Origin of the sequence: Mesorhizobium sp. M0991 (assembly GCF_040318915.1) — a bacterium.
GTDB lineage: Bacteria > Pseudomonadota > Alphaproteobacteria > Rhizobiales > Rhizobiaceae > Mesorhizobium.
This window is the reverse complement of the sequence record NZ_JAMYNE010000065.1, coordinates 1-13,361: the sequence shown is the minus strand read 5'-3', so window position 1 is coordinate 13,361 and position 13,361 is coordinate 1. Positions and strand designations below refer to the sequence as shown.

The following is a 13,361-nucleotide window of genomic DNA, read 5'->3' as shown; positions in this document are numbered from 1 at the left end:
ACTTGGCAAAGGCAAATGGATATGCCGTCAAGCTAATCGCTCGAGGAGCCCTCCCCGAGGGAGGGAGAGTGTACCAGTTCTACGAGCTCAAGCGGCGGGCCGAGAAAGGCGCGCCGCCCGTCCCCCTCGCCGCAGGGAAAGCGGATCAGAAACAGCATCGCGCGAAAGCGCGATGACCAGGAGGTCAGGCCGGCCGTATCAAGGCGAGGCTGCGCACGAAGTTAGCTTGATGTGTTCTTACACGAGCGCGGTGAAATCCGTGACCGCCCACTCGAGAGCCAAGCTTTCCGCGCTTCTGGTTTCAATCTGGTCGTCAGCGCCATCGTGCACTGCACGCCCGCGACGCAGAGCGGTCGCCGGCTGCGACGGGCGCTTAGAATGTGGCGTCGTAGTCCACAACCAGGCGATCTCCAGCCGGTCGCGACTGGCAGGTGAGCACGAAACCTGCCTCCCGTTCCCATGGTTCGAGCGCGGCATCGGATTCTGTTTCGACGCCGCCTTCGACGACCCTGGCGACGCAGGAACAGCACGTGCCGCCACCGCAGGAATATGGGACCTCGAGCCCGCTCCGGCGGGCAGCATCGACGACAGTCTCGCCCGGACGGGCATCAATGACGGTGCTGCGGCCGCCCAGCCTAATTTCGACATGCCGCGTCGAGGCATCCGCTTCGAGCAAGATGTCCCGCAGTTCTGATCTGGCGGCGGCGGGACGAAAGGACTCAGCCAGGATCTTGTCGGAGGCCAGCCCCTGTCTCTGCAATGCTGCGCTCAGATTCGCGACCATTTCGGGTGGCCCGCACAACAGCGCATAATCGACCACCGAGACCGGCACGGCCCATCCGCCGAGGATGGAGGCAAGCGTGTCGCCATCGACCCTGCCCTGTCCGAAACCTGGCCCGCCATGCTCGCGCGAAAGAACGTGACGCACCAGCAGGCGCGGCCAGAAATCCTGCTCAAGCTTGGCGATCTGCGTCCGGAAGAGAATGTCTTGTCGCCGCTTGTTCCCGCAGACCAGGAGTAAGCGGCTATGCGGCTCGCGGGCAAGCAGGGTGCTCGCGATGGACAAAACCGGAGTAATGCCGGAGCCCGCTACCGCCGCAAGCACAATACGACCCGCCTTCGGTGCCGGCGGCAAGACAAATCGGCCTCTCGGCTCCATCACTCCGAGGACGTCTCCTGCCTGAAGGCAACGGTTGACGAAGGATGAGAAACGCCCGCCCTCGATCTCCTTCACCGCCACCCTGATCTCGCCGTCGTCGAGACCGGAACAAATCGAATAGGCTCGCCTCACAGACTCGCCGCCGACCTCAGCTTCCAAGGTGAGGAAATGCCCGGGCTGGAAAACAAAACGTGCCTTCAGCGCTAACGGGATGTCGAAGACGATGGAAACCGCGTCCGGCGTCTCCCGGCGGATCTGGCTAACGGTCAGTTGGTGAGGCATAGAGCAAACCAGTGCGAATGATGGCGCAGCCACTCGGACCCGGCATGCCCGCCCTGCTGGCACCTCGAGCGTCAAAGGCGGACTTCCCACTCAAACCGCTTCAGCAGCCTGGGTCACGCTGCACGCCGAGGAATAACCCTTACTGGGAAACTGCCAAACCGGGGCGTCGGTGCTTTCGTCCGTAATCAGGGAGCGCATCTCTGCAAGATATGCCTGAACGAAGAAGGACGGCTGAGGTTCAAGCTCCGTATAGGGCCCGGGTCGGTAAGCCTTGGAGGAGATGCCTGCGGCATTGTCCTCGGTGATCTTTTTGTCCTGGACTGTGGTGACGTCCCACATCCATGTGATCGCGTCGGTGTTGATGCCGGGATCGGCGTTCTGGTCGACAAGCCAGGTTAGGATTACGTCGGTTTCCGTCGCACTACGCGGGATCATCTGAAACAGCGTGACATAATCGTTTGCCGCGCTGATAAATGAGAGGCGGCCGAGCCTAAACCCGGTCTCGCCGCCGTCATAGACGCTGCGCCCGCCCATCAAACACGACACAGACTGGCCGTCGTCGGAGAGGGTGTCGCGACCGCGGCCGATCGGCTTGCGGTACATACCGAACTGCACCTTATCGAGGCCACCGGGCTCCCATGCACCCTTATTGAACTCGGCGTCGCCGATGACGCTGTGCCAGGCGTCGAGTTCTTCCTGCCATTCGGCCGCCTTGCCTTCGTCGCGCATCGCGGTGACCTTTACATGGGCATTGACCCTGAAATACTCCGGATGCGCCGGCCGGCAATGATAGCACTCGCTGAAGTTTTCGACCACGAGCTTCCAGTTGGCCGTGGTCGGATAGCTCTTGCGGGCGGCGACGCGGGCCCGGTTGATACCCATCTCGCGCAAGCCGCCGGCCAGCGCGTCGACAAGGGGCCGAACGTCCGGCAGGCTGGCTTCATCGAGGCCGCAGAGGACCAGGCCGCCGACGCATTTCGTTGGCACGCGATGCAGCCCCAGCGCCTCCGGGTCGACATCTTCGGGTACGTCTTGCCGGGTCTGCAGTTCGCCGGTCAGGCGGAACGACCAGGCATGATAGGGGCAGACCAGCAATCGGCCGCGCCCGTCCTTGGTGCAGAGCCGCGAACCGCGATGGGTACAGACATTGTAATAGGCCGCTATGTCCTCTTCGCCATCGCCGAAACGGACCACGATGATTTCCTCGTCAAAAAGCTGGCGCACGATATAGCGCCCCTTCTCAGAGACCTCGCTGGCATGGGCGACAAGCGACCACTGGCGCGGAAACCACAACTCGCGTTCGAGTTCGAAAATTGCCGGATCGACATAAAACGCCTGCTCGAGCGACCAGCCGGGGCGATGACGGTCGACCAGATCGACGACCGCAGCGCGGTCGGGCGTCAATTTGCTTGTTGTCGTGGGTTGCACCGGAGGACTCCTTCTAGCTAGCTAGAATAACTTTTCATCAGGAGTATGCGGCGCAAGAGCCCATATTGCAAATATAGCTATGAGAGGCTATCATAACAAAAAGGCATCCTGGGTCAGGCCGCAGACAATTGCATATGAAGACGCTGAAGACATCGCTGCCGCTCCTCAACGCCATGGTCGCCTTCGAGGCGGCGGCGAGAAATGGCGGGCTGACGGCGGCAGCCGAAGAGCTCAAGATCGCCCAATCGGCAGTCAGCCGGCATGTCGCTAATCTCGAGCGGGAACTTGCGGTCGCCCTGTTCACGCGCAGGGGCAACCGGGTCGTCCTGACCGAGGCGGGCAGCAGCCTTGCCGTGGCGATACGCGACGGCTTCGGCACGATCAGGCAGGCGGTGGAAAGACTGCAGGCTCCGGATCGGGATACCTTTGTGGTCGGCTGCAGCTACGACCTGCAACAGATGTGGCTGATGCCCCGTTTCGACCTCGTGGCATCACGGGTTCCCAACGGCCAGGTGATGTTGCTGACGTCGTACGACTACAGGGACTTCGATCAGCCTGACGTGGCACTTTCCCTCCGTTTCGGAAGGCCCGAGGACTGGCCGTACCTCGTAGCCACCAAGCTGTTCGACGGCGAGTGGTTTCCGGTCTGCTCGCCGGCCTTCCTTGCGCAGTATCCGGCACTCGCGTCCGAGAACCCGAAGGCTTTCCTCGATGTCCCGCTTCTGCACTCGACCACGCAGCCTGGCGCCGTTGATAGCTGGGAATCTTGGATCGGCACCGAGCGGAAACTCGAGGGCCCACGGTTTACCAACTATTTGTCGATGATGCATGAGACCATTGCAGGGCGCGGCGCCGCCCTCGCCTGGGCGGGCTTCATTGAGGAGCACCTTGGGCGCGGCCGGGTGGTGCGCCTGACCGCCACGTCCCGGCGACACCAAAGTTCTTTCCACATCGTGACGCGGAAGAAGACCAGCCATGCCATCCGGGCCGTCGTGCAGGCACTTGTCGACTCGGTCGAGCATCACATGCGACGCTGACTGTGCCGATCGTTTGGCCCCCCACAGTAATCGCGTAGCTATGGCAACGACACTAAAGCTCATCCCTCCTCGACGGAAATCGCCCAGCCGTCAGTTTCAGTTCCTCCATAAACTCCCCACGGAGGCGATAGATCGCTTTAATCCATTATGGCCGCTGTCGACGATGGCAATGCGAATTGCGTCTGTCGGGCTTAGTGTCGATGAAGCCTTGCCGTTGGTTGGCTGTGGTCGCCAAGCGAACTCTCGCAATCATTTCTGGCTTATGTCGCGAACCGTTCCGAGCGCCTCGGACCTGTGCAGTCCAAGTCAGCGTTTCACCCTTCTACCAAGCCGTGTGTCGCCCCTAGCTAAGCTAGGCTTAGGCTAGTCATCTGGAACTGAAGTTCATTTCATTATAGGGTTGTGCTCTTCGACTGAAGAAGAGTGAGACGATGGCCAATGCGACGGGACGGCCGATTTCGCCGCTGGTGTTGAGTGCGGATGAGCGGGCCTATCTTGAGCGTCAGGTTCGCCGGCGTCGTGTGGCGCGGTCGATGTCTGAACGATGCCGGATCATTCTGCGGTGCGCGGATGGCCTTGCCAGCAAGTCCGTGGCAGCCGAGCTCGGCGTTCATGAGCATACCGTCTCCTTGCGACCATAGTCAGGATTGCGACAGAACCAGAAAGGGTCGCCAGCTGTTGTGGCTCTCCGATGGTCAACGTATAGCGGTCGCAAGTAACGCCATCCGACACCTTCTGTCGGGTTTGTCGGGTCCTCGACACAGGCTCGCTTAACCAATCTCGTGTTTGCGTCAGACTAACTAGCTGAAAAGGAACCGCAATTTTCTTTGGCCCGATCAGGCAAATTGGCACGAGTTTTGAAGCTCTTCGTTGCGATCGGCGGCAGGTGCCGACAGCCATTTCTTGTGGGGGTAGTCGCGATGGATGGACTCAAGAAGGAAAACATCATGTCAGGACTCCGTTATATCGCTATCTATAAGAAGGGGAGCATCGGTAAATCCACCACCTCCCAGAATACGCTCGCCGCCCATGTCGACCTTGGACAGAAAATTCTCAACGTCGGCAACGAACCCAAAGCCAACTCCAGCCGCCAGATCCTGAACTCGAGGCGCAGAACACTGTCCTGCGCCTCGTGGCAAGGAGAGTTCGGTGTAGGACCTGCAACTCGAAGGTCACCAATCCTCCCTCTTCGAGTCAAGCTTTGGTACGCAACAGCCTTTTCGAAACGTCAGCATCGAACTCCTATTCCGAAATATCGAGCGAAATTTTACAAAAAAACGTTCCACAACACTTGGAATGCCATCCTTGTTCGAACCTGGAGACAGATTTTCTTGGGTGAGAATACCTCAGCAGACCAGATCATGCCCCGGCAAAGAGAAGGCCCGTCCTCGCGAGCGTGAAGCAGTGGGATCTGAGGCAGCACGAAGCCAGTGGATGCAACTCTAATGGGCAAGTCCCGGATGGTGCCTGTTTCATTGGTTGGACAAGTAAGTGAGGAATACGTCATGAACGATCATTTGAAAGTGAAGGACGCTTATACCGCCTACGGCGAAATATGGAGCGATATCTATGATGAATATGAGGAAGCGATCAATACGTCAGTCGAGAACGAGCGGGCAGTCAGTTTTCTCGCGCCCTTCGCAAAAAACGGAACCGCACTCGAGTTGGGCGTTGGAAACGGCCAAATCGCCTTGCCCCTTTCGGAGACAGGAGTTTCGGTTCACGGTCTCGACAACTCGGAGACGATGCTTGCCTCGCTTCACGCAAAGAACAGTGGAGATATGATCACGACACACCTTGGCGACATGGCAGAGTTCGACCTAAGAACTCAATACGATCTCGTGTACTGTAGTCGGAACACCTTCTCGCTTTTGGCGAGCGTCGACCAACAAATCAGTTGCTTTGACTCCGTCATGAGATCTCTAAGACCACAAGGACACCTTGTAATGCATTTAGACTATCCATATACTTCTGATTTCTCCGACGCTGGCGCCTATGGCGACCAAAGAACTACGGTTATCCATATTGACGAGCAGCGCGCGATGGTGCGCTTTGCCAGACATGACCGCAATCAACAGCTTTTTATTTCTCAAAACCTTTGGCTCACGCCCGCCGGGAACCGGACGATGCCGCTTAAGATGCGGTACGTCTATCCGACCGAGCTCGACTTGCTCGCAAAGATCAGCGGACTTGAGCTTCTCGAGCGCTACGGAGACTGGCAGAGGCGCCCATTTGACAATGCATCTAGGCAATACATATCGGTGTTCCACAAAATATCATGAGAATCGCGTGTCGCGACCAATACTTTAGGGTTCTGTCGCAATCGTGATTATGGTCGCAAGGAGTTATGTGAGCAGCGGCTCAGGTGGCAAGGACCTCAAATTGCTCGGCGATTGAGGGACCTGGATCAGAGGCAAACCTCGCCCGTCGCTGTACATCATGTGAACCATCTCAGTAGTTCACCATCGGACAGGTCCGACACCGAAGGATGAAGCTGGCCTGTGGTCGACCCGCACTGTTGTGCGGTAGGATTGCACGCGGCGCCGGGACCGAGGTCGGCATCGGTTTGGTGCTTCGAGCCCGTTCAGTAGTTTGACCTGGAACCCTGCGAGCACCCCGAATTGTTGACGGCGGGCAGCGGTAGCCGCCGGGCAAAGCTGGCATTGCCCATTTCTTGGAGCATCTGATGTTCAAGGCGGCGACAACCAACCATGCCGCAGGCGAGTTCGACCGCGCGGTCTCGGCCATCGGCGGCTCGAAGTAGTACCCTGGCTGGATATATCTTCGACGACTTCGTTCGCCGGCTGCCGGGCCGGCTCGCCCGCCTCCAAACATCGCCGCCCATTGCTTCGCGCCGGACCAGTTGACGCACCTGCTGTTCCTCCCCCCGACTGTGGGCCGAACATTGTCTGCGATCTACGCCGAGACACTCGCTTCAACGAGAACGGCGTGGCGATACTGCCGTCTGTGGAGCGCCGGAGGATTGCAAGATGTGCAAGATGGGATCGCCCGCGATCAAGCTCCAGGGTGACCAGCTCGAGTTTGCAGGCCCGCAACGGGAGTCGCTGCTCGTCGGTAAGAATGACGCGCCCGCAGATCGCGATCGCAGCGATGGTCATCGAGAGCGGGCGGAGTCTGCTCGACATCAGCCGAGATCTGCGCAGCATCGCACCCAAAGCCCCATTGCTCTATCTGATCGGCTTCTCGAAGACGACGGGCGAGCTGCGTCGCGAAACCGCTCGAGCGGACTCTTGTCCAGACCGTCAATCCCTACGCGTATCAGATGATAGACGTCGAGCGGATGATGTTGCCGCTTTCGAGCGAGCATAGTCCTTGGGCGGCGGAGCTGAGACTGCTGATCGATCCCGACTTGGCCACTTGATCCCGTCGAGCCTGCGCCGCGCGATCCGTGCACGCGTTGCACGTCTTCGCAAAACGTCCGAGGCGCCCTCTGATGATCTTTTTCTGGCGATTGAAGGACTGGCCGCTGGCGAACAGTTTGGCGCTATCCTTAAGCTGCTGAGTGTCGAGCTGCTGATGCAGGCTGGCCTAAAGGTGTTCCGTCCATCGGTCCCATCCGATGACCTTCGGCCTTAATGCAAGTGAGATAAGGCGAGACTGTTGTTCAGCAGTTTGGAGGCACCATGCCACGAAGATCGCCTCTTCGTCAGGGACGTCGTCCCATCTCGGCAACTAGATCAGCGAACACGCGTCCGCCGATACTGATGTGATCTCGCATAGCATCCCCAGCCGCCTTATCGTCGCCCTTCAATATCGCATCGAGGATCTGGGCATGGTCCGAGAACGATTGGCGAATGCGACCTGGCTTCTGAAACGGGTACCTGCGATAGACTCGCAAGCGACCGCGGACGTCCTTCACGCTCCTTTCGAGATAATCGTTCCACGAACCACGGTAGATCAGTTCGTGAAATGCTTTATTGGCTACATCATACTTCTCGAAATCTTCGGTCGGAACGTATGCCTCACTCCGGCGGTGGATCTTCGCCAACTCCTCACGCATGTCGGCCGACATCCGCGAGGCGGCGAGTCTTGCTGCCATGCTCTCGAGCTCGGTCATGACCTCGAAGATCGAGATCACCTGCGGGCTCCGGTCGTGCCCGCTTGAGCGGGACGGGCGCGAGGCCGTTGGCGGCGTGAGGAGGTCAAAGGACAGGTATGGCGCAACGTCGGTGAGGCGGGATCAGGAGAACCAGGCGCATGGGGAGCGCTTCCAGCGCGTTCCAGTGATGTGGACCTGATCCTCGAACTCCCATACGGGCCGCGGCGCCTTGAGCGCCTGGCTTCGCGGTCACGGCTGGACATTCAAAAAACGTATGGCCCGCCCGTCTGCAAGAGGATTTTACGGTGTTCTGATCAGTCTGCGTCAACGTATACGGTCTCATGGGTTAGCCCCATGGCCAAGATGGAAATCCGCGCGTTCAGAGCCCCAATAAGTCTGTCGGCACCACGTGCCATTTTTTTGATCGGGCTTTCCAAACGCCGGTCAACTGTCAGGCCATCTTCACGATCCTTCCTGCAAACCTCGTTGGACTACGTGCGCGATGGCACGTAGCCGACCCGATTATGCCGTCGCTTCCAGGTAGCCGCGTTCAAAGCGTATCTCCTTGCGTAAAGCGGCCCAGGCGATACGCGCCAGCTTGTTGGCCAAAGCCACTACCACGGCATTACGATGCACACCTCTCTCGATCATTGCCTTCAGCCATCGTCCCATAGGCGTGTCGCTCTTTGAAAGCGATGGCAATGCCGCGCGGGCGCCATGGATGAGCAAAGTGCGCAGATAGGTGTTGCCGCGGTTGGTTATCCCAAGCAGCCGAGACTTGCCGCCCGTGCTGTATTGTCTCGGAACCAACCCGAGCCAGGAGCCAAGGTCTCGGGCCTTGGCAAAGTTGCTTGCATTACCTACTGCCGCGACCAAAGCCGTCGCGTTGAGCACCCCAATGCCGGGGATCGAGGTCAACCTGCGTGTGGCGGCATCGTTGCGCGCCAGTTGGACAAACTCGTCGTTCAGCGCCCCGATCTTCGCGTCGAGCTCCTTCCATTCGGTTCGCAGCCCGCCAATCAGCTGACGCATGCGGGGCGACAAGGTCTCGTTGCCCTCGGCTAGCATGCCATCCAAATCAAGCTCGAACTTTCGCCTGCCAGCCGGGAAGATCACCCCGCGTTCCAGCAAGATCGCTCGCAACTGGTTGAGGAGGTTGGTCCGTTCGGCTACGAGGCGCGAACGCACTCGATGCAGCGTCTGGATGTCTAACTGCTCCTGGCTCTTGAGTTCGACGAAGCGCATTGTCGGTCGTGAGGCGGCCTCGGCGATCCCCTCGGCATCGCGGTCATCGTTCTTCTGCGCCTTGATATATGGGCGAACGTATTCCGGTGACATTAACCGGATCTGGTGACCTTGCGCCGCAACCAGGCGCCCCAGATGATGCGCGCCGCAGCATGCTTCCATTGCGACCACACAGGCCGGAAGCTTCGTAACATAGTCGATCAGCGTTTGCCGGCGCATTGTTCGACGAACGACCACCGCACCGGCCGCATCGACGCCAACTATGCTGCAAGAGTTCTTGCCCAGATCAACCCCGAGGATCACAATAGACATTGGCTCGTTCCTTTCTCTTTCTGGATATCAGCATTGTACCCGATGCTGGGGGAAAGGGCGGGCCATTCCATAAGTCCGCGCACGCACTGGAGCAGGGGTCGCCTCGACATCCTGAAGCGGCGCCGGGACTGGTTCGACGGCCAGCTCGATCTTGATCCGGCGAAGCTCGTGTTCATCGGGAATGGCGGACCGGATTCCTCCGCGGCCATGACGAGCCGCAAGAGAGGCCGAACACATGGCAGCACCCGATCATGCGCAACAGGCTGTACCAAAGATTCTTCTTGCGCCCGAGGGGGCGTCCACACATGGCCATGCGGCACGCCGGCCCGGCAGCGCTCGCCGCGCGGCGCTCTTCCACGCACGCCGCCGCGCCTCCAGCCTCGATGCGCATGAAGCCTTCATCGTCGGGCTGATCGAGGAGCGCAAGGACATCACGCTGAACGAGATGGTGGAGCGGCTCGTCACCGAGCAGTCAGTGCGGATCAGCCGCAGCGATGAGACCGGCCTCTCCACAAAGATGGCCCGCCTTCGGACGAGGGCATGTCGGCGCGGCAAGCGGCGGCGCGGTTCGGCGTGGGAGTGTCCAGCGCGATCCGCTGGATTGCGCGGGCGAAGATCGGCGAACTGGCGCCACGCCCGCAGGGCCCACCCGCTTGTTCGATTTCCGACGAAGTCGGGCACTCAACGTAGCAGAGCCGGATCCATCACACTGATTTGGAAGACCTTCTCATTTGGCACAGGAGATGCAGCGTCATCCGCAAACGCGTCACGGACTGAGGAGAAATCGTCCCATGATCACGCTCCCATACAATACCGCCAGCGCGAGCCCCGCGGTTGCAGACCGTCCAAAGATGACGCTCGAGGCAAGCGCGGGCCGTATTAAGACGGTTGCTTTCGTCCTCCGCTCGGGTGGCGACTACGCGCCGCAACATGTTGCCCGTCTGTTGCATCAGGTGGCCGAACATCTGCCCGGCGCCAAGTTCCGTTGCTTCTCCGACGTCGACGTACAGGGGGTCGAGGTAATACCGCTCCGATACGGGTGGCCGCGCTGGTGGGCGAAGATGGAGCTGTTCCGGCCGGAGCTGCCCGACGACTGGCTGTTTTTCGATCTGGACACTTCGATTGTCGGCAGTCTCGCGGATATGGCGGCGGTCGAGGGTCCCGTCATCATGCGTGACGTTGGGGACTCCTTGGCCCTTGGAAGCGGCATCATGGCGATCCCGCAATCCATCAAGGCGGCGGTGTGGGAGGCGTTCACGGCCGCACCCGCGGACCACATGGAGCGGTTTGCTGGCGGCGGCGATCAGGAGTTTCTTGAGAGCTGCCGGGGGGTCAATTGGGGCCTGTGGCAAGACATCTGCCCTGGTCAACTGTGTTCGTACAAACTGGATGTTCAGCGCCTCGGCCGCGTCCCAGCCGGCGTTCGCGCTGTGGTCTTTCACGGCAAGCCTCGGCCATGGGAGGTGGGTTGGTGAAAGAAATAATGGAGCAACCAAACACCGCGGCTCCGGCGCTTCCGCCCGAGCGACAAGTGGTGAAACCGGCTGTATCAGAATATCCACTTCGGCCGCGTAGCGACATCATGCTTTACATGGTCGGTAGCTGACGGCCGGCGGATGCCGAGCACAATCCCGCCACCGGAGACCTCAAACGATACGTTTGCCTCGGCCGTGACAATAAAGAGATCCGGCTGCCAGCCGTTTGTGGCGGCTCTGGAAAGCAGTCATAAGAAGCCGCGAGAGCTGTCCCCACCAGCTAAGCACGAGGGAAAAAAATGTATCCTGAGGCGACCAGATGGCGTCGAGCAAGCCAAGAAGGGATATCCTGAGCCACGGCGACGATTGGGATGCGCGGCCGAGCTGCTGCGCTTCGGGAGGTGTGATGACTTAGTTCATCGAATTTCGCGGCTCCACGTGGGGTAAGCACCTACAGATCAAAGGAATATGCGATTGCGATCAAAGCAGGATCTGCATCCAACCGACCACATCGAATGCGACTTCTGCGTTGTTGGGGCAGGTTCGGCCGGCAGTGTTGTTGCTGACCGGTTGTCTGAAGATGGTCGCTTCAGCGTCTTGGTTCTTGAAGCGGGTCCAGTTGACAAGAACCCATTGATTCAGGTGCCAGCCGGGTTTCTGAAACTTCAAAACGACAAAACGATCAACTGGAGATTCCGTAGTGAACCGTCTTCGGAGCTGAATGGTCGGAGCCTCGATCTACCTCAAGGAAAGGTTTTGGGTGGTAGCAGTTCGATAAACGGAACGCTCTTCGTTCGCGGGCATCCTGAGGAGTATAATCGCTGGGCTCAGCTTGGATGCACGGGTTGGAGCTACGATGGGCTATTGCCACATTTCAGATCGATTGAGCGCTACGATGGTGGCGATTCTGCGGACCGGGGAACTGATGGCCCCATGCCGGTGGTGGCTTTGGCAGTCCGTCATCCGCTATCTTCGGCGTTCATTGAGAGTGCTGAGTCTCTCGGCTTTCCCGTGATCGCTGACATCAATGGCCTCCGAGATGTCGGCGTCGGATGGTTTCAGCAGAATCGCCTAGGTCGCTTTCGAGCAAGCACAGCCCGCACGTTTCTGAGCCGAGCGAGGGCACGTTCAAACCTTCAACTACTGACCAATGCGCTGTGCACGCGCGTGGTTTTTGAAGATCGTCGCGCGATAGGGGTTGAATTCATACGAGCTGGCCATCTATTCCACGTGAACGCAAGGCGGGAGGTTATCCTCGCCGCAGGAGCTCTCAAGTCACCACAAATATTGCAGTTGTCCGGCGTTGGGCCTTCCAACCTTCTATCGTGCCACGGTATCCCGTTGGTGCATCATTCGCCTGGTGTTGGCGAAAGCTTGAAGGATCACTTCCTTGTTAGAGTCGCACACCGAGTTCAAGGCTGCGTAACGCTCAATGAGCGGGCATGGGGATGGCGACTCTTGCGCGAGTCGTTGGCATATGTCCTGCTCGGGCGAGGTCTCATGTCCTTAGGGGCGAGCAATGCAGTTCTCTTCGCTCGAAGTAGGGACAGTGTGGTCCCTACTGACCTCCAATTGAGCTTCACTCCAGGCAGCTACGCTGGTTTGGGCAAACTTGAGCTGGCGCCAGGCATGACAATCGCTATGTGGCAATCTTTTCCTGAAAGCTGTGGACGCGTGGCCATCGTTTCCGCGGACCCGAATGTGGCTCCCGCAATATCGCTCGGATATCTCTCGGCCCAGTCGGACAGTGAAGTCGTCCTCTCAGGCATAAGATTAGCGCGCGAACTGTTTAAGGGGCCCGAGCTCGCTCGATTTAGCGTTTGCGAGACTCTACCGGGCGCTTCCATAACGAGCGACGCGGAGCTTCTAGATTATGCACGAGAATATGGCGCGTCTGCTCTTCACTTCTCAAGCACCTGTCGGATGGGGGTTGATGAAAGAGCTGTTGTCGATCCCAAACTCCAGGTTCACGGAGTGAGGGCCCTGCGAGTTGTCGATGCGTCGATCATTCCAACAGCGTCGTCTGTGAATACGAATGCGGTAACAATGGCAATCGCCGAGAAAGCGTCATCGATCATCCGTTCGTCGGCGACCAGCCACTTCAGCGACTAGTACGTCCGTGACCTGCCACCGGTAGTTTCCTCCATCTGGGATTAGGGGAGTCCGACTTCTCGATTGAAGGACGGACTGGTGAGAGAAGGCCGCTTAGGGAAGGTATCCGGTATTCGGTTCAGCTGAACGCACGTGCTCCTTTTTCGGATAGGGAGGTTCGCCCGATGGTAAGCGCGAATTTCCCCGCACCTTTTGCTGTTGAGTGCTCTGATGCATGAGGTGTCCACCAAAATAGGTGGACACCTTGTGAT

Annotated in this window: 8 protein-coding genes and 7 pseudogenes; 11 read left to right on the top strand and 4 right to left on the bottom strand. The window is 59.1% G+C overall.

Annotated elements, in window-relative coordinates; all coding sequences use genetic code 11:
• Nucleotides 1-199: 199 nt before the first annotated feature.
• Nucleotides 200-330 (top strand): annotated as a pseudogene (locus NKH70_RS35975) (Tn3 family transposase); the annotation flags it as partial.
• 43 nt (nucleotides 331-373) lie between these two features.
• On the opposite strand, the gene NKH70_RS34730 reads toward NKH70_RS35975, so the two are convergent.
• Both NKH70_RS34730 and NKH70_RS34725 read right to left on the bottom strand, forming a co-directional pair.
• Nucleotides 374-1,441: a 2Fe-2S iron-sulfur cluster-binding protein gene (locus NKH70_RS34730; protein ID WP_353027388.1), complete on the bottom strand. Its 1,068-nt coding sequence runs from the start codon at nucleotides 1,439-1,441 to the stop codon at nucleotides 374-376.
• A 90-nt stretch (nucleotides 1,442-1,531) separates the two neighbouring features.
• Nucleotides 1,532-2,869: an aromatic ring-hydroxylating oxygenase subunit alpha gene (locus tag NKH70_RS34725; protein WP_353027387.1), complete on the bottom strand. Its 1,338-nt coding sequence runs from the start codon at nucleotides 2,867-2,869 to the stop codon at nucleotides 1,532-1,534.
• 134 nt (nucleotides 2,870-3,003) lie between these two features.
• On the opposite strand from NKH70_RS34725, the gene NKH70_RS34720 reads away from it, so the two are divergent.
• The 5 genes and pseudogenes from NKH70_RS34720 to NKH70_RS34700 form a co-directional block, all read left to right on the top strand.
• Nucleotides 3,004-3,906: a LysR family transcriptional regulator gene (locus NKH70_RS34720; RefSeq protein WP_353027386.1), complete on the top strand. Its 903-nt coding sequence runs from the start codon at nucleotides 3,004-3,006 to the stop codon at nucleotides 3,904-3,906.
• Between the two features lie 431 nt (nucleotides 3,907-4,337).
• Nucleotides 4,338-4,532: pseudogene (locus tag NKH70_RS34715) on the top strand (IS630 family transposase); the annotation flags it as partial.
• A 321-nt stretch (nucleotides 4,533-4,853) separates the two neighbouring features.
• A pseudogene (nifH, locus tag NKH70_RS34710) lies at nucleotides 4,854-5,047 on the top strand (nitrogenase reductase); the annotation flags it as partial.
• 364 nt (nucleotides 5,048-5,411) lie between these two features.
• Nucleotides 5,412-6,188 carry a class I SAM-dependent methyltransferase gene (locus tag NKH70_RS34705; RefSeq protein ID WP_353027385.1) on the top strand — a complete coding sequence of 259 codons (777 nt, stop codon included), beginning with the start codon at nucleotides 5,412-5,414 and terminating at the stop codon, nucleotides 6,186-6,188.
• Between the two features lie 362 nt (nucleotides 6,189-6,550).
• Nucleotides 6,551-6,664, top strand: a pseudogene (locus NKH70_RS34700) (insulinase family protein); the annotation flags it as partial.
• A gap of 909 nt (nucleotides 6,665-7,573) precedes the next feature.
• Here NKH70_RS34700 and NKH70_RS34695 read toward each other — a convergent pair.
• The gene (locus tag NKH70_RS34695) at nucleotides 7,574-8,005 is read right to left on the bottom strand and encodes a GntR family transcriptional regulator (RefSeq protein WP_353027384.1); all 432 of its coding nucleotides are present in this window, start codon (nucleotides 8,003-8,005) and stop codon (nucleotides 7,574-7,576) included.
• Between the two features lie 483 nt (nucleotides 8,006-8,488).
• On the bottom strand, nucleotides 8,489-9,523 hold the full coding sequence (locus NKH70_RS34690; RefSeq protein WP_353027383.1) for an IS110 family RNA-guided transposase: 1,035 nt from the start codon (nucleotides 9,521-9,523) through the stop codon (nucleotides 8,489-8,491).
• Nucleotides 9,524-9,594: 71 nt separating this feature from the next.
• On the opposite strand from NKH70_RS34690, the pseudogene NKH70_RS34685 reads away from it, so the two are divergent.
• From NKH70_RS34685 to NKH70_RS34665, 5 genes and pseudogenes are all read left to right on the top strand, one after another.
• Nucleotides 9,595-9,754, top strand: a pseudogene (locus tag NKH70_RS34685) (IS630 family transposase); the annotation flags it as partial.
• Between the two features lie 133 nt (nucleotides 9,755-9,887).
• Nucleotides 9,888-10,091: pseudogene (locus NKH70_RS35970) on the top strand (IS630 family transposase); the annotation flags it as partial.
• Nucleotides 10,064-10,168: pseudogene (locus NKH70_RS34675) on the top strand (IS630 family transposase); the annotation flags it as partial. The pseudogenes NKH70_RS35970 and NKH70_RS34675, both read left to right, overlap by 28 nt.
• Nucleotides 10,169-10,314: 146 nt before the next feature.
• Nucleotides 10,315-10,998 (top strand): hypothetical protein, encoded by a 684-nt coding sequence (locus NKH70_RS34670; protein ID WP_353027382.1) that lies wholly within the window; start codon nucleotides 10,315-10,317, stop codon nucleotides 10,996-10,998.
• Nucleotides 10,999-11,472: 474 nt separating this feature from the next.
• A complete protein-coding gene (locus tag NKH70_RS34665) occupies nucleotides 11,473-13,110 on the top strand; it encodes a GMC family oxidoreductase (RefSeq protein ID WP_353027381.1) in 1,638 nt (545 codons plus the stop codon).
• The last annotated feature ends 251 nt before the right edge of the window (nucleotides 13,111-13,361 follow it).